This is a genomic window from Exiguobacterium sp. MH3 (assembly GCF_000496635.1).
Lineage (GTDB): Bacteria > Bacillota > Bacilli > Exiguobacteriales > Exiguobacteriaceae > Exiguobacterium_A > Exiguobacterium_A indicum.
The window spans coordinates 2885001-2899110 of sequence record NC_022794.1; the positions used below are offsets into that span (position 1 = coordinate 2885001).

Here is a 14110-nt window from a genome sequence, read left to right on the forward strand (position 1 = left end):
ATTAAAAATGGTGTGTCATGCAGGATTCGAACCTGCGACCCTCTGATTAAAAGTCAGATGCTCTACCAACTGAGCTAATGACACATAAAAACTGGGCTGGAAGGGATCGAACCTTCGCGTGCTGGAATCAAAATCCAGTGCCTTACCACTTGGCTACAGCCCAAAAATGGCGGTCCTGACGGGATTCGAACCCGCGATCTCCTGCGTGACAGGCAGGCATGTTAACCGCTACACCACAGGACCGCAATTTGAAGTTGTAAACAACTCTTTAAAAAGAAATGGTGGAGGATGACGGGATCGAACCGCCGACCCCCTGCTTGTAAGGCAGGTGCTCTCCCAGCTGAGCTAATCCTCCATATGGTGACCCGTACGGGATTCGAACCCGTGTTACCGCCGTGAAAGGGCGGTGTCTTAACCGCTTGACCAACGGGCCATATCGTAATTAATAATTATTCTCAAGAAACATTTTCACATAAGAGGTCTGGCGGAGATGGAGGGATTCGAACCCTCGCACCAGTTTCCCGGCCTACACCCTTAGCAGGGGCGCCCCTTATAGCCACTTGGGTACATCTCCAAAAGAATGGCTCCGCAAGTAGGATTTGAACCTACGACCTACCGGTTAACAGCCGGTTGCTCTACCGCTGAGCTATTGCGGAACGTTACGTTCTGTTCGGAACACTTTTATATAGTAGCAACTTTTTTTCTTTCCGTCAATGCTTTTTTAAAAAAGTTTTTAGCGACGATAAGTTGTTTAGTTGCTGTCGTTTTGACGACTTCTATAATTTATCATGCTCCGAAATGAACGTCAACTACTTTTGTAAAAAATCTTTCCACGACATCGACCACATCGATATCTTTCCGTATTCATGCGTCTTTTCCTTCTATATAACGTGCTGCATTTCTCACATTCATAAAGATAGGATTTTTTTTCGTCTTCTTGTCTTCTCGGACTGTATCGAAGCCCATCGTAGCGCTCTAACCATTCCTTGAAGTCTTGATCTTGATGACGGTGTCCCATTCCTGCTAGATGTAAATGGTAGTGACACAGTTCATGAATCACGATTCCGCGGAAGACTTTCATATCATCGATATATCGTTTATTGAAGTCTAAATGATGATCGCCTAAGAAATAGCGACCACCTGTCGTCTTCAGCCGTGGATTAAAATAAGCTTTATGTCGAAACGGTAAGGAAAATACGTCGAGCGACAGTTGCTCGACGTATCGTTGTAATTGTTCATTCGTCATTTCGGCGGAACCAGTGTCAAACCAATCCGTCCCCGCTCTGGTTCAACATTCGTCACCCATACTGTCACGATATCCCCGACAGCGACGACATCAAGTGGATGCTTGACACGTTTACGACTGAGCTTCGAGATATGAATTAAACCATTCTCTTTCACTCCGATATCAACGAACGCACCAAAATCAAGAACATTCCGGACCGTCCCTTGGAACTCCATCCCGACTTGGATCATATCCATCGATAGAACATCTTGGCGGAGCAACGGTTTATCGAGCGCTTCCCGAGGGTCACGACCCGGACGTTGTAACGCTTCGATGATGTCACGTAATGTCGGCTCTCCGATCTCGAGCGTCTGTGCCATCTCCGGTAATGACAATGTAGACAATTGTTCCCGCACCGCATCCGTTCCAACTTGATCCAGCGTTAAGCCTAGTGTCTTAAATAACTTCTCGACTGTTTTGTACTGTTCCGGATGAATCGGCGTCCGGTCGAGCGGATGCGTACCTTCTAGAATTCGTAGGAATCCTGCTGCCTGTTCGTAGGCTTTTGCACCAAGACGAGGAACTTTCAATAATTCCTGGCGTGTCTTAAACGTCCCAAGTTCCGAGCGGCGTTCAACGATTTTTTTCGCCGTCGCCTTCGTGATTCCTGCGACATAACTCAAAAGCGGTTCTGACGCTGTATTAACATCAACTCCGACTTGGTTGACGACCGTCTCGACGACAAAATCAAGCGTCTCCTTCAGTTTCGTTTGCGAGACATCATGTTGATATTGACCAACGCCAACAGACTGCGGGTCGACTTTGACGAGTTCAGCCAGCGGATCCTGCAGGCGACGCGCAATCGAAATCGCGGATCGTTGTTCAACCTGAAGCTCTGGGAACTCTGTCCGGGCAATCTCTGAAGCGGAATAAATACTTGCCCCTGCCTCGTCGACGATCGTAAAGGCGATATCTTTTTGCCCCTTCATCCAGTCCGCAACGAATGCTTCTGTTTCCCGCGAAGCAGTTCCGTTCCCAATCGCAATCAATTCGATCCCGTATGTATCGACGAGCTGCGAAAGAGTTTGACGTGCTTCTTTCGCTTTTTGTTCTGACATCGTCACGTGGATGACGCCGACTTCCTTCATTTCACCTGTCGGATCGATGACTGCCCACTTACATCCTGTCCGGTAAGCCGGATCCAGTCCCAACATGACTTTCCCTTTCATCGGTGGCTGCATGTAGAGTTGGCGGAGATTCTTACCAAAGACGTCAATCGCTTGGATCTCTGCCTTTTCCGTCAGTTCGTTCCGAATTTCTCGTTCGATGGCAGGGAAGACCGATTTTTTATAGCCCGTCGTGATCGCTGCTTCGACGATATCACGTTTCTTCGGCGCCAGTTGTGCGTATGAACGAAGCAATGTTGGTAAAACCTGCTGTTCCTCTAACACGACTTTCACAGAGACGATTTTCAATGCTTCCGCACGGTTAATCGCAAGAATCCGGTGCGGAACGATCTGTTGGATACGCTCACTGTAGGCATAATACTGTGCAAAGACACCTTTTTCATCGACTGCATCCTTTTTCTGTTTCGTGACGATTTCTGCTGAACGGCGCATTTGCTTACGAATGAACTCACGCACCGTCGCTTGTTCGCCCCACTCCTCGGAAATGATCGATTGTGCCCCAGTAAGCGCTTCTTCCGGATCCAGCCCATTGCTCAAGCGATGGAATGTCGCTTCATCATAAGCAGACTTGTCGCGGAACCAGTCGGCAAGTGGTGCAAGCCCTGCTTCCCGTGCAATTTCCGCCTTTGTCCGACGTTTTGGTCGAAACGGTAAATAGATATCTTCGACTTGTTGTAACGTCGTCGCTTCCTCGAGCGTTCGACGGAGTTCCGGCGTCAATGCACCTTGCTCCTCGATTTTTTCAAGGACGTCACTCCGTCTACTTTCAAGTTGCGTTAATTGTTTATGTCGATCGAGAATCGCTTTGATCGCGACCTCATCGAGTTCACCTGTCTGTTCTTTCCGGTAGCGGGCGATGAACGGAATCGTACCGCCTTCTTCCGTCAATTGTAAGACTGCCTTCACTTGCGCAGGACGTACATTCAATTCACTTGCGATTCTCTTTTCCATCTGCTTCACCTCTCATTCATTATACCGAAGAACGCATGGAAAAGAAAAAAGACTGACACGAGGTCAGTCTTTTGAGAATACTTCATTTGGTTCGACTTTGATCGCTTCACGTAACTTCTGTAAAGCGCGTCGTTGGAGACGGGAAACGTGCATTTGCGAAATGCCGAGTAGTTCGCCCGTTTCTTTTTGACTCATATTACGGTAGTAGGCACATTCGAGAATCGAACGTTCGCGGTCCGTTAAGACAGCAAATGCCTTTTCAAGAATCAGACGCTGATCGACGGAGTCATAGCCGTTTTCTTGATTCCCGACGAGGTCGAGTAACGTAACAGTACTACCTTCCTGATCTGCCTCAATCGAACTATCAACGGATAACGCTTGATAGCTTTTACCCATCTCAAGTGTTTCGAGGACCTCCTCTTCCGATACTTCAAGACGCGCAGCAATCTCATCGATGCGCGGAGAGCGTTGCAACTCCGTCGTCAACTCCTCGACTGCCTTCTTGATTTTCGGTCCGAGTTCCTTGATGCGACGTGGAACGTGAACGCTCCATGTCTTATCGCGGATGAAACGTTTGATTTCACCGATGATCGTCGGAACAGCAAACGACTCAAAACTGCGACCGAATTCCTTATCGAAGCGACGAAGCGCTGCAAGCAACCCAATCATGCCGACCTGAACAAGATCGTCATGAATCGGTCGACCACGCGAGAACTTTCGGGCCAAAGCTTCTACCAAGTCTGAATAACGCTCGAGTAATGCCGCATGCACTTCCTCATCTTGGTCGTCCTGCTGATACAAATCAATCAGTCGAAGTACTTCATCATCACTGTGATGGCGTTGTTGAGACTTTGCTGGCACTTTGACCCACCTCATCTCTATTCATATATTTTGTCATATGGACAGTGACGCCGTTCGCTTTCTCGATCGTTACTTGATCCATCAATGCTTCGATCATCAAGATACCGAGTCCTCCTTCATGCAAGGAATCGAGATCGTGTGCATCCGTAATCGGTTCACTTTGGCGTTTGACCTCATCTTTATCGAACGTAATGCCGTTATCCTTGACGACAATCTCGAGACGATCATCCGGATAGACGTTACATGTCAAGGCGATGCTACCATCTTCTTTTCCTTCGTACGCATGTTGAACAGCGTTCGCACATGCTTCTGAGACAGCGATCTTGATATCTTCGATGTCATCATACGTGTATCCCATCCGGTTGGCGACACCTGAAACCGTCAGACGGGCAATGGCTACATATTCCGGTTTTGCCGGTAATGTCATGTTTAGTTGTTCGTTCTTCATTGCGTTCCACCTCTTACACCACTATCGATTGTAATGATGCTTGAAAGACCTGTAATTTCGAATAGACGACGGATGCGTTCAGAAACGCCGACGAGCGTGAACGATGTACCGTTCTTTTTCGCTGCTTTGAGTGCTCCGACGAACACGCCGAGACCTGTCGAATCCATGTAGTGTACTTCATCCAAATGGACGACGACATCGTTTGTTTCAACTGCCGGGACTAGTTCTTGGCGAAGCTTTGGTGCTGTATACGTATCAATCTCACCTGCGATATAAAGATGCGTCTGACCGTCAAGCTGCTCTGTTTTAATTGTTAAATCCATCTTCAAGTTCCTCCTCAAGGAAAATCTGTCTATGTGGTCTTGCTATTCATCCTACCTCATCCCTTTATAAAAAGGTCACTTGGGTATGTTTCCCCGTAAAGAAAACTTTAAAACCCATTTTATAAAAAAAGAGGTCAAAAAAAGTCGCATACGCTAGTATCGACTCTTCTTGTGTTGCGCTTCTATGTAAGTGCCTAAAAATCAACCAAGCCTAAGCTGATTGCGACGGCACTATTTACTTTCATCATCGTGTCTGGATCTAGATGTGTGACTTTATCCGTTAGACGGCGTTTATCAATTGTACGGATTTGCTCAAGTAAGATGACCGAATCACGTTCTAATCCGTGTCGCTCTCGATATACTTCCACATGGGTCGGTAGTTTGGCTTTGTCGATCTGTGCCGTGATCGCAGCCACGATGACTGTCGGGCTGAATCGGTTACCAATATCATTTTGTAGAACAAGCACGGGACGAACTCCCCCTTGTTCCGATCCGACCACAGGTGACAAATTTGCATAAAACACGTCGCCACGTTTGACTATCAAAGCTTACACCCCGCTTACTTGACGTAGGAGTGAGAACTCCGCCTCCGTTTCAATCTGGAACATTTCGCCAACGATCGATAAATTGATTGCTGCCATTTCTTCGTAACCACGTTTCAATTCCTCACGTAGCTGACGCTTGCGTTCTTCGGTCGTATGGTTCGACTTCATCCCAATCGTCTCCTTCGCTACATTTCGCTCAACAAACTGCATTTCCCGTTGTTGGACCAAGATAATGGCACCTCCAGATTCACTGAAACCTTAACGAACGACTCACTTTCTACTTCAATATATCAGTCGAATTCAGAAAATACAATCAAAATTCAAACAAATAACATATTTTTGCCATCTTATTGATGTCTTGTACGAATCATTGACGCGGCACGCGCTTCGAGAATTGGCAGAGAACTTCATAGTTGATTGTCCCAAGCCAATGGGCTGCTTCCTCGATCGGTGCCCCTTCTCCAATCAGAATGACTTCCGTTCCGATTGGATATTCCCTTGGTAATCGAATCATGAGCCGGTCCATGCAGACTCGACCAACGATTTCACACGGTAGACCGTCCACAATCAATGAGTAGCCTTGGAACTTGCGTGACCAGCCATCCGCGTAACCGATCGGAACAGTACCGATCCATTCATCCGTCGGTGCCGTATAGGTCGCCCCGTAACTGATCGTTTGACCGGGCTCGACTTGTTTGACCTGCATCAGACGACTTTTCAGTGAAAACGCCGGTTTTAAGAACTCGTAATGTCCTGCCATCTCATCCGACGGCATCGCCCCATATAGAGCGATACCGACTCGAACGACGTTAAACGGCGCTTGACCTGCTAGACGAATCGCTGCCGCCGAATTGGCACAGTGGATGTAACGGATATCCGGTACTAGTGCGACATACGATAAAAACGTTTCAAGTTGGCGTTCGAACAATCGGCTGTTCAACTCGTCAGCAGTCGCGAAATGCGTATAGATGCCTTCGAGTTCGACGAGATCATCATCACATTCAGCAAGAATTCGCTTCAACTCATCGACATGTTGCAGTCCGAGTCGTCCCATTCCGGTATCGACCTTGATATGCAGACGAAGATGATCGATTTCTGTCAAATGACGTTTCGCTTCCTGAAGCCAATCGGCTGAAAAGACAGGAACGGCGACATCATAATTCGAAGCGACCGTCGCATGTTCCGGTAGTAAAGCCTCAAGCATCAAGATCGGTGCTTGGATACCCGCTTCTCGCAACTCGATCGCTTCTTCGAGGAGCGCGACAGCGAGTAAGTCGGCTCCGTTCTCAAGAGCGATCTCAGCGACCGTCACTGCCCCGTGACCATAGCCGTCCGCCTTGACGACCGCCATCACCTGTTGTTCGCCCATCCGTGTTTTGATTTCGCGTATATTATGTGCGATCGCTTCCCGATCGATTTCAATCCAAGTTGGTCGGTACATCCCATTCCCTCTTCTCTAATAAGACTTGCGCAGATGCATAATGCTCTGAATGTGTGATCGAGACGTGGATGACGCCATCGAATGGTCCACTCATGATCGGTCGCCCTGTCTCATCGTTTAAAATTTCAACGTCTTGCCAGGAAACTTCTTTTCCGACGCCGGTTCCGAATGCTTTGACGAACGCTTCCTTTGCAGCGAAACGTCCAGCGAGGTACTCGATGCGACGGTGTCCTGAGAGCGATTGAAATCGTTCCTGCTCTATCTGCGTTAAGATTCTTCCGGCAAAACGTGGCTGCCGCTCAAGCGTTTGCTCGATTCGATCCAGTTCCACCAAATCGATGCCAATTCCATAAATCATCCGAGACGCCTCCACAGTTCTATTCTTCGCCATCTTCATATAGAATGAAGATGAAGCGAGGTGTTGTCATGTTTAGTCGAACGGAAAACCTACAAACGTTCACACGTTCTTATCCGGTCGTTTCGTTGTTCATTTTAATCCAAGTCGCCCTGTTTGTCATCGAACAGTTAGGTGCACTCCTTAATCTGACGTTCTCTCCTTTAAGTGCAGGCGCAGCAATCAATCTCTTAATTGGACAAGGTGAATGGTGGCGTGTCGTCACGGCCACGTTCTTGCATTATGATTTTTGGCACATTGCGTTCAACACGTTTGCTCTCGTCATCTTCGCTCCACCGCTTGAGCGGATGATCGGACATGCTCGATTTGCCGCTTTTTACTTGCTCGTCGGTACGCTCGCGAACATCTTGACGTACTTCACGAAAATCAATGAACCGTTTTACGGTCAAGCTGGAGCATCGGGTGCCATTCTTGGTTTGCTTGGGTTTTATGTCTACTTGAGCCGATTCAAGCGGACAGTCATCCTAGCAGACGATACACGTCTTGTGTATATCTTTACTGCGGTCACGGCAGTCTTTACGTTACTTGGCTCAAATGTCGCTGTATTCGGTCACTTGTACGGTTTCGTCCTCGGATTCCTCTTCGGATTCGTCTTTGGTAATCGTGCCGTTCCATTCACACGTCCGTTCCAAACCGGTCGTCGATCGAGCGGTGGACCTGTCTTCGTAAGCGGTTCTGGTCAACTCGGTCGGATCTTCTTCTATATCATCATCGCGTTTGCCGTACTCGGATTATTCTTCCGCTACTTGTAAAATGGCATAAAAAAAGGACTCCGCTACACGCGCGAGTCCTTTTTTTGCTTATTTGCGAAGTACTTCTGCTAAGTCCTTCACGTCGTCAATCAGATTATGGATCGTCTCCTGATTGTCCGTATAGAGTGCTTTTAGTTCTTCAAAGCGCCCTTTTGGATCTTGTTTGACAGCAGACAATTGTGTTCCTGCGCCGCTGAATGTCCGTTTCACTGCTGCAAACTGCGCTTGGCGCGTATCTTTATGCAGTAGTGATAAAGTAGCGCCGACGAGTGCGCCACCGAGTGTTGCTACGACAAAATAGTTCTTTTTCATCTGTTAGTCCCCCTGCATCTCACTCATTTGTTGGTGGTACGATTTGATACCGTTTCATGACGGGAGAAGGCGCGAACGACTTCCCTGCCTCTTCAGCATACTGGTCTACCGTAAGACGTTCAACTGATTTTGCATAACGAGCTCCGTCCCCTGTCTCTTGGAACTGAATCAATAAGGCAAGATCCGTTCCCTTCTCGACACGTCCAATCCGAAATGCCTGGAAGCCACCATATTCTGCTCCGATGACTTTCGGATTCGACATCACTTGATGTACGAATAGATCTCCGCTATTTTGATCTGCCGGAATCGACCAGTAGAAGAGACTGCCTTCGTCCGAAAAATTGCCACGTGATTCGAGCAACGTATAGGTATTGCCACTTTGAAAAGGTGATTTCGAGTCCGTCTCCATCCAGAGGATGGCATCGCCGCTTCCGCTAGCGACACGAATATGAGCATCACGGGAACGAATTTGTTCAACGAACGAACCGCTACCGAATGTAATCGAAAGTTTAGATGGCATCACAGGCCTCCGCAAGTTGAAAGTCTTTTTCCGTCAATCCGTTTTCATCATGAGTCGTCGCTGCAAGTGTGACGTTTTTATAGTCGATCACGATTCGTGGATGATGATTCAAGTTTTCAGCGATACTTCCGACTTCCTGTACGAAATCCAGTGCCGCAGGAAACGATGCAAGTGTATAGGTCCGGACGATTTCATCATCCACGACACTCCAATCTTGCAACCGCTCAAGACGCTCTTCCACTTCATACTCATTCAACCTAGCCATCCCTTTCTCCTCCTCTACTATCATTTTCGTCCTATACCTTATACCCCATTCTTTTACTTCTCTATACCTGTTTGTATCCGATTTCTTCCTTTTGCCTTCTGTGTGAGATAGAGTACAATGTGAAAGAGAACACTAATTCAAAATCGGAAAGGGGCTTACGCATATGCGCGCTCTGATTGTCATTGATTACACGATCGATTTCGTTGCTGACGAAGGAAAGCTGACTTGTGGAAAACCAGGACAAGCGATTGAAGATCGAATTGCTACGTTGATGGAGGAGTTTTCAACGGAAGACTACGTCGTCATCGCTAACGATATTCACGAAGAAGGCGATACATTCCACCCGGAAACCGTCCTCTTCCCGCCACATAATATCCGCGGAACACATGGACGTGATCTGTTCGGGAAAGTCGCAGCCATGGCACGGGTCGCTGATCACGTCATCGACAAGACGCGTTATAGTGCGTTCGCCGGGACGGACCTCGATTTACGCTTGCGTGAACGCGGTATCCACGAAGTCCACCTCGTCGGTGTCTGTACGGACATTTGTGTCCTTCATACAGCTGTCGATGCCTACAATCTCGGATATCGTATCGTCGTTCATGCCGATGCGGTCGCAAGCTTTAACGCGACTGGTCACGAGTGGGCGCTTACACACTTTAAACAATCGATCGGCGCAGAAGTCGTCGGCGAATAAGAAGGGATCTGTCCGTCATGTTACAACGTAATCTTGCACTCCATACCGATCTGTACTTACCACGGTGGATGTATATCTATTGGAAAGAAGGACGTCATAATGAACGTGCCGTCTTTGATGTTTACTACCGTTCGAATCCGTTCGCAGGAGGCTATGTCGTCTTTGCGGGTCTCGAAAATATCATCGAGTATATTCAAACACTCCGTTTCACGGAAGAAGATATCACGTACTTGCAAGAGATGATTGGCTTCCCGGATGAGTTCAAGGATGAACTGCGTCAGTTCAAGTTCAATGGCTCGATTTCAAGTGTCAAAGAAGGCGAGATCGTCTTCCCGAACGAACCACTGATTCGGATCGAGGCACGCATCTTTGAAGCAAAACTCTTACAGACCGCGATTCTGAACATCGCGAACCACGAATCGCTCATCGCGACGAAATACGCACGTATTCGTCAATCGGCTCCCCGTGCGAAGTTCCTCGAAGCTGGTGCCCGTCGCGCGCAAGGCATCGATGCCGCTTACTTCGGTACGCGTGCTTCATACCTGGCTGGTTTTGACGTCACAAGTCTTGCTTCAGCAGGACGCGACTTCGGCATTCCGTGTGGTGGAACGATGGAACATGCCGACATTCAATTCCACGATGACGAATTGACGGCATTCCGGACATTCGCTTCTCATTATCCGGATCAGGCGACATTACTCGTCGATACGTACGATACGCTCAAGAGTGGTCTTCCGAATGCGATCACGGTTGCGAAGGAACTCCAAGCCAAAGGGCATAAACTGCGCGGCATCCGGATCGATTCTGGCGACTTATCCTACCTGTCAAAACGTGCCCGTAACATGCTTGACGAAGCTGGCTTCCCAGAAGTCGACATCGTCTTATCAGGGGACCTCGACGAATACGTCATCCAGGACTTGCGCATCCAAGGTGCCCAAGCCAATACGTTCCTCGTCGGAACACGCGGCATCACGGCTTACGAGCAACCGGCTCTTGGGATGGTCTACAAATTGGTCGCACGTGAAGTAGATGGCGAGCTCGTACCCGTCATTAAAGTATCCTCGTCAAAAGCCAAGACGACGACGCCCCATATCAAGGAAGTCTATCGCATCATCGATCCGGTGACGGATAAGTTCAAAGGCGATTACGTGACGTTGATGGACGAAGATCCGTCAACACTTGAAGCTGTCGATCTCATCGACGTCCGGGACCCATCGTTCCGGAACCGCATCGAACAGTTCAAGGTCGAGCGCTTACTTGAACCGATCTTCAAGGATGGAGAGTTGATCTATACAGTGCCGACGATCGAAGAGAGTCGCCACTTCCACGAAACACAGATTGGTCGTCTGTGGGAAGAGTACAAACGACTGCGCTTGCCAGAGATCTATGCTGTCACATTCAGCGATCGTCTCTGGAAGCTCAAACTCGACATGATTCGGGATACCCGACTGGCAAGTGGGTTAAAATAAGACGCCAAAAAGCGCCGTTCTTCCTCCCTCAGGATGAACGGCGCTTTTTCTCATGTTAATCCTGCTTCGTTTCCGACAGGTGTCATTTCTGTTGGCGCTTGTTCCATCTTCTTACGAAAGTACCATGCGAAGCCAAGTGCACCTCCGATGAAGACGATATACGTGATGCGTTGACCGAATTCAGCTAAGGAATCCGCGTAGAAAATACTGATTAAATGATCACTTCCACTAATGAGTAGCAAACAGGCAATCAGGAGCGCAATGCGATATGCAAGCGTCGGGCGGTCTGTCGGTTCAGCATGCCAATACATGATGATATGGTGGGCAAGTAGAATGATACCCAGGATTCCTAATATTCCAATGAGTACTTGCGGCATAATGAACGATCCTCCTGTTTAGTAGTATCTAGTCTTATTTAAACATAGTTCATACGAATTTCGTCAGGAAAAGTTTCCCGTCTTACATTCCTCACGGTATACTGTAGGAAAATCGTAAGCGATCAAGGGAGGGCATTTTTTCATGAAAACCTTTAAGTTATGCACATTACGCATTTTAATGGATGAGTCAGGACGTGATACGACGATTCCCGTCGCCATTCAGGACGGATTGACGGTCAGTACCGAACAGACGGCACAGTGGGTTGCAGAAATCGTCGTTCCTCCAACGGATCAGCCGATCGTCGATGAATTGTTCACAAAACATTTACGTGCTTTGATTGAAATCACGATCTCACGACCTGATAATGACCCTGCCGCGATGATCGTCACGCCTCTTGAACGGACTGTCTTAAGCGAAAACGTCTCATATGTCTTCACGGGTAAGATGGTCATGATGAAAAATGATTTATCTGAATCGATCTTACGCGAAGTCGTCGAAGATGGATTCGCTGGCGAAGAACTCGTTCAAGAGTATAAGGATCGTCGTTCAAAACGTGGTGCCCATATCACAAGTATCGCTAAAGAAACGTTCAAACAATATTTGACAGAGCATCCGAACACACCCGTCTCTTAAGGTTTTTCGACCTCGTCCGTGATGTGGTCTGCTACGTTGATGCGATCAATCGTATAGTGATCCGTATGATGGATATAATTCGCACACGCGTTTTTCAAAGGTGTCCGGTAACTGAATGTCGCATCAATCGACGATAATGCTGCCTTGATCGTATGCGAGTGACAAACGATTAGAATTCGTTTCCCTTCATACGTGCGTGTCACTTCCTGTAGCGCCTCGAACACGCGATCCTGGATGGCTTGTTCCGTTTCGAGACCCGGCACAAGCGTCGTATCGTTCGCTTGAACAGCTTCGTAAATCGCTGCGACCGGTTCACCGGAAGCGGCTCCAAATTCGCGTTCGACAAGTCGCTCATCTGTCGCTGTGATCGTTAAACCAACAGCACGACCGATGATTTCCGCTGTCTCAACGGCACGCGACAAGGGACTTGCTAACAAGACATCCCACTTTTCATTCGATAGATAAGCGGCGCTGAGTTCCGCTTGTCTTCTTCCTGTTGCATTCAACGGGATATCTTCTCTTCCTTGGATCCGTTCGTTTAAGTTCCAATCCGTCTGACCATGCCGCACTAAACAAATTTCAGTCATGTCTCTGTCTCCCTCATTTAAGAAATATGACTGATTGTATCATGTTTTCCATTCGGAAGTTGTCGCGGTGGCAACAGTAGTACCTGACAGGTGAAATGTTCAATTCGTTCAAGTAATCGCTCGATCTTTAACGGATTTTCTGTCTGAGCGAAACTAGCTAGTGAGTGCGTACCATTCGGAAAGGAAAATAACCGAACATCCGCTCCGACATCTGCTCCTTTCTCAACGAAATGCAAGGCTTGAGAAAACGGAACAATCGGATCTTTTTTACCGTGCAAAAGCATGATTGGTGGGGCATCTGACGATAAATGTGTGACGGGTGAGACGTGCGTCATCAGCTTGCGCCATTCTTCTCGCCCCCCCTTGTAGAACTTAATGTGGGCAATCCAAGTTTGAATGAAATTAAACAACAAAAAGTTCGTCGGTGGATATAAAGCGATCACACCACTGATCAATGGCATGTGCCGCTCATCACGCTCACCGACGAAAGCAGATGGGGCAAGTGCCGTCGTCAGCATGAGTGCAGCTCCGGCTGAGTCTCCCCATACCATCATCCGTCCTCTTAGAATGCGAAGGTCCTCTGCTTCCTTGTTCAAAAAACATAACGCATCCCGTACATCCTCGAGGTTATCCGGAAAATAACTGCCCTCTTCGAACAAACGATACTCAATACTACAGACGGCAACTCCGAGTTCAAGTAGGCGGTCAACGATTGGACTAAAGCAGAATATGTCATCACGCTCCCCACGAACGAATGCACCACCGTGTGCATAGATGGCAACTGGAAACGGTCCTTCCCCCGGCGGATAATAGAGATCGAGCTGTAAGGTGCGGTCCCCCACCTGTTTATAGATGAGTGTCCGCGGTGCAAGTTGTTTTTCTGTGAGTGGCAAGGCGGGTTCGGTCCATCGAAGTAGTGCACCATAATTGTTCCAAATACTCGCTCCCGCTGCTGCCGTCGTCAATAATGCAGCTCCCCCCATTAGCCATGCAGTTTCACGTTTCACTTGATCACCTCCAAAAAGACGTGCCAGTTTCTTCACTTTATTATCCTTCTACCCCGTTTTAAAAGATGTCGAACGCCTCGGTATTCCTACTTGA

19 protein-coding genes and 7 tRNA genes are annotated in these 14110 nt (G+C 48.1%); 4 read left to right on the top strand and 22 right to left on the bottom strand.

The window, feature by feature from the left end; all coding sequences use genetic code 11:
* Nucleotides 1–8: 8 nt before the first annotated feature.
* The 16 genes from U719_RS14950 to acpS form a co-directional block, all read right to left on the bottom strand.
* A tRNA-Lys gene (locus tag U719_RS14950) sits at nucleotides 9–84 on the bottom strand.
* A 7-nt stretch (nucleotides 85–91) separates the two neighbouring features.
* Nucleotides 92–163 (bottom strand) — tRNA-Gln (locus U719_RS14955).
* Between the two features lie 4 nt (nucleotides 164–167).
* A tRNA-Asp gene (locus tag U719_RS14960) sits at nucleotides 168–243 on the bottom strand.
* Between the two features lie 36 nt (nucleotides 244–279).
* Nucleotides 280–355: transfer RNA gene (locus U719_RS14965), tRNA-Val, on the bottom strand.
* Nucleotides 356–358: 3 nt separating this feature from the next.
* A tRNA-Glu gene (locus tag U719_RS14970) sits at nucleotides 359–433 on the bottom strand.
* Nucleotides 434–482: 49 nt separating this feature from the next.
* Nucleotides 483–574: transfer RNA gene (locus U719_RS14975), tRNA-Ser, on the bottom strand.
* A 7-nt stretch (nucleotides 575–581) separates the two neighbouring features.
* Nucleotides 582–656, bottom strand: a tRNA-Asn gene (locus U719_RS14980).
* 149 nt (nucleotides 657–805) lie between these two features.
* Nucleotides 806–1246 (bottom strand): SprT family protein, encoded by a 441-nt coding sequence (locus U719_RS14985; RefSeq protein WP_023469618.1) that lies wholly within the window; start codon nucleotides 1244–1246, stop codon nucleotides 806–808.
* Nucleotides 1243–3363 carry a Tex family protein gene (locus U719_RS14990; protein WP_023469619.1) on the bottom strand — a complete coding sequence of 707 codons (2121 nt, stop codon included), beginning with the start codon at nucleotides 3361–3363 and terminating at the stop codon, nucleotides 1243–1245. The genes U719_RS14985 and U719_RS14990 overlap by 4 nt, the downstream gene beginning before the upstream one ends.
* 63 nt (nucleotides 3364–3426) lie before the next feature.
* The gene (gene sigB / locus U719_RS14995) at nucleotides 3427–4224 is read right to left on the bottom strand and encodes an RNA polymerase sigma factor SigB (protein ID WP_023469620.1); all 798 of its coding nucleotides are present in this window, start codon (nucleotides 4222–4224) and stop codon (nucleotides 3427–3429) included.
* The gene (gene rsbW / locus U719_RS15000; RefSeq protein WP_023469621.1) at nucleotides 4190–4672 is read right to left on the bottom strand and encodes an anti-sigma B factor RsbW; all 483 of its coding nucleotides are present in this window, start codon (nucleotides 4670–4672) and stop codon (nucleotides 4190–4192) included. The genes sigB and rsbW overlap by 35 nt, the downstream gene beginning before the upstream one ends.
* Entirely contained in the window at nucleotides 4669–4995 is a 327-nt protein-coding gene (locus U719_RS15005) for an STAS domain-containing protein (protein ID WP_023469622.1), read from the bottom strand. The genes rsbW and U719_RS15005 overlap by 4 nt, the downstream gene beginning before the upstream one ends.
* 194 nt (nucleotides 4996–5189) lie before the next feature.
* A complete protein-coding gene (locus U719_RS15010; RefSeq protein ID WP_023469623.1) occupies nucleotides 5190–5540 on the bottom strand; it encodes a type II toxin-antitoxin system PemK/MazF family toxin in 351 nt (116 codons plus the stop codon).
* Between the two features lie 3 nt (nucleotides 5541–5543).
* On the bottom strand, nucleotides 5544–5768 hold the full coding sequence (locus tag U719_RS15015; protein ID WP_023469624.1) for a hypothetical protein: 225 nt from the start codon (nucleotides 5766–5768) through the stop codon (nucleotides 5544–5546).
* Between the two features lie 139 nt (nucleotides 5769–5907).
* Nucleotides 5908–6981 (bottom strand): alanine racemase, encoded by a 1074-nt coding sequence (gene alr / locus U719_RS15020; RefSeq protein WP_023469625.1) that lies wholly within the window; start codon nucleotides 6979–6981, stop codon nucleotides 5908–5910.
* Entirely contained in the window at nucleotides 6959–7339 is a 381-nt protein-coding gene (gene acpS / locus U719_RS15025; RefSeq protein ID WP_023469626.1) for a holo-ACP synthase, read from the bottom strand. Before acpS ends, alr begins: the two co-directional genes overlap by 23 nt.
* 68 nt (nucleotides 7340–7407) lie before the next feature.
* On the opposite strand from acpS, the gene U719_RS15030 reads away from it, so the two are divergent.
* Nucleotides 7408–8148, top strand: coding sequence for a rhomboid family intramembrane serine protease (locus U719_RS15030; protein ID WP_023469627.1), 741 nt, complete (start codon nucleotides 7408–7410; stop codon nucleotides 8146–8148).
* Between the two features lie 48 nt (nucleotides 8149–8196).
* On the opposite strand, the gene U719_RS15035 is transcribed toward U719_RS15030, so the two are convergent.
* From U719_RS15035 to U719_RS15045, 3 genes are read right to left on the bottom strand one after another with little or no spacing between them, the layout of a single operon-like run.
* Nucleotides 8197–8460, bottom strand: a complete 264-nt coding sequence (locus tag U719_RS15035; protein ID WP_023469628.1) for a hypothetical protein — start codon at nucleotides 8458–8460, stop codon at nucleotides 8197–8199.
* Between the two features lie 19 nt (nucleotides 8461–8479).
* Nucleotides 8480–8980: a hypothetical protein gene (locus U719_RS15040; protein WP_023469629.1), complete on the bottom strand. Its 501-nt coding sequence runs from the start codon at nucleotides 8978–8980 to the stop codon at nucleotides 8480–8482.
* Nucleotides 8970–9245, bottom strand: a complete 276-nt coding sequence (locus U719_RS15045; RefSeq protein WP_023469630.1) for a 4a-hydroxytetrahydrobiopterin dehydratase — start codon at nucleotides 9243–9245, stop codon at nucleotides 8970–8972. Before U719_RS15045 ends, U719_RS15040 begins: the two co-directional genes overlap by 11 nt.
* A gap of 163 nt (nucleotides 9246–9408) precedes the next feature.
* Between U719_RS15045 and U719_RS15050 the strand changes: the two genes are divergently transcribed.
* Both U719_RS15050 and U719_RS15055 read left to right on the top strand, forming a co-directional pair.
* Nucleotides 9409–9942 carry a cysteine hydrolase family protein gene (locus U719_RS15050; RefSeq protein WP_023469631.1) on the top strand — a complete coding sequence of 178 codons (534 nt, stop codon included), beginning with the start codon at nucleotides 9409–9411 and terminating at the stop codon, nucleotides 9940–9942.
* Between the two features lie 17 nt (nucleotides 9943–9959).
* Complete coding sequence (locus U719_RS15055; protein WP_023469632.1) at nucleotides 9960–11411, top strand: nicotinate phosphoribosyltransferase; 1452 nt, start codon at nucleotides 9960–9962, stop codon at nucleotides 11409–11411.
* A gap of 50 nt (nucleotides 11412–11461) precedes the next feature.
* Here the strand turns inward: U719_RS15055 and U719_RS15060 are convergent, their stop codons facing one another.
* Nucleotides 11462–11788: a hypothetical protein gene (locus U719_RS15060; RefSeq protein ID WP_023469633.1), complete on the bottom strand. Its 327-nt coding sequence runs from the start codon at nucleotides 11786–11788 to the stop codon at nucleotides 11462–11464.
* Between the two features lie 142 nt (nucleotides 11789–11930).
* Between U719_RS15060 and U719_RS15065 the strand changes: the two genes are divergently transcribed.
* Nucleotides 11931–12422, top strand: a complete 492-nt coding sequence (locus U719_RS15065) for a YwpF family protein (protein WP_023469634.1) — start codon at nucleotides 11931–11933, stop codon at nucleotides 12420–12422.
* On the opposite strand, the gene U719_RS15070 is transcribed toward U719_RS15065, so the two are convergent.
* Both U719_RS15070 and U719_RS15075 read right to left on the bottom strand, forming a co-directional pair.
* Complete coding sequence (locus tag U719_RS15070) at nucleotides 12419–13009, bottom strand: histidine phosphatase family protein (protein ID WP_023469635.1); 591 nt, start codon at nucleotides 13007–13009, stop codon at nucleotides 12419–12421. The two genes, U719_RS15065 and U719_RS15070, sit on opposite strands and share 4 nt — an antisense overlap.
* Before the next feature lie 17 nt (nucleotides 13010–13026).
* Nucleotides 13027–14016, bottom strand: a complete 990-nt coding sequence (locus U719_RS15075) for an alpha/beta hydrolase (protein ID WP_051353637.1) — start codon at nucleotides 14014–14016, stop codon at nucleotides 13027–13029.
* Between the last annotated feature and the right edge of the window lie 94 nt (nucleotides 14017–14110).

What these genes read in the sequence shown, in the direction of transcription:
- U719_RS15070 (WP_023469635.1), bottom strand. Translation starts at nt 13,009, where the DNA reads ATGACTGAAATTTGTTTAGTGCGGCATGGTCAGACGGATTGGAACTTA.
- U719_RS15045 (WP_023469630.1), bottom strand. Translation starts at nt 9,245, where the DNA reads ATGGCTAGGTTGAATGAGTATGAAGTGGAAGAGCGTCTTGAGCGGTTG.
- U719_RS15005 (WP_023469622.1), bottom strand. Translation starts at nt 4,995, where the DNA reads ATGGATTTAACAATTAAAACAGAGCAGCTTGACGGTCAGACGCATCTT.
- U719_RS14990 (WP_023469619.1), bottom strand. Translation starts at nt 3,363, where the DNA reads ATGGAAAAGAGAATCGCAAGTGAATTGAATGTACGTCCTGCGCAAGTG.
- U719_RS15055 (WP_023469632.1), top strand. Translation starts at nt 9,960, where the DNA reads ATGTTACAACGTAATCTTGCACTCCATACCGATCTGTACTTACCACGG.
- U719_RS15060 (WP_023469633.1), bottom strand. Translation starts at nt 11,788, where the DNA reads ATGCCGCAAGTACTCATTGGAATATTAGGAATCCTGGGTATCATTCTA.
- U719_RS15065 (WP_023469634.1), top strand. Translation starts at nt 11,931, where the DNA reads ATGAAAACCTTTAAGTTATGCACATTACGCATTTTAATGGATGAGTCA.
- rsbW (WP_023469621.1), bottom strand. Translation starts at nt 4,672, where the DNA reads ATGAAGAACGAACAACTAAACATGACATTACCGGCAAAACCGGAATAT.
- U719_RS15035 (WP_023469628.1), bottom strand. Translation starts at nt 8,460, where the DNA reads ATGAAAAAGAACTATTTTGTCGTAGCAACACTCGGTGGCGCACTCGTC.
- U719_RS15040 (WP_023469629.1), bottom strand. Translation starts at nt 8,980, where the DNA reads ATGCCATCTAAACTTTCGATTACATTCGGTAGCGGTTCGTTCGTTGAA.
- alr (WP_023469625.1), bottom strand. Translation starts at nt 6,981, where the DNA reads ATGTACCGACCAACTTGGATTGAAATCGATCGGGAAGCGATCGCACAT.
- U719_RS15030 (WP_023469627.1), top strand. Translation starts at nt 7,408, where the DNA reads ATGTTTAGTCGAACGGAAAACCTACAAACGTTCACACGTTCTTATCCG.
- U719_RS15050 (WP_023469631.1), top strand. Translation starts at nt 9,409, where the DNA reads ATGCGCGCTCTGATTGTCATTGATTACACGATCGATTTCGTTGCTGAC.
- acpS (WP_023469626.1), bottom strand. Translation starts at nt 7,339, where the DNA reads ATGATTTATGGAATTGGCATCGATTTGGTGGAACTGGATCGAATCGAG.
- U719_RS14985 (WP_023469618.1), bottom strand. Translation starts at nt 1,246, where the DNA reads ATGACGAATGAACAATTACAACGATACGTCGAGCAACTGTCGCTCGAC.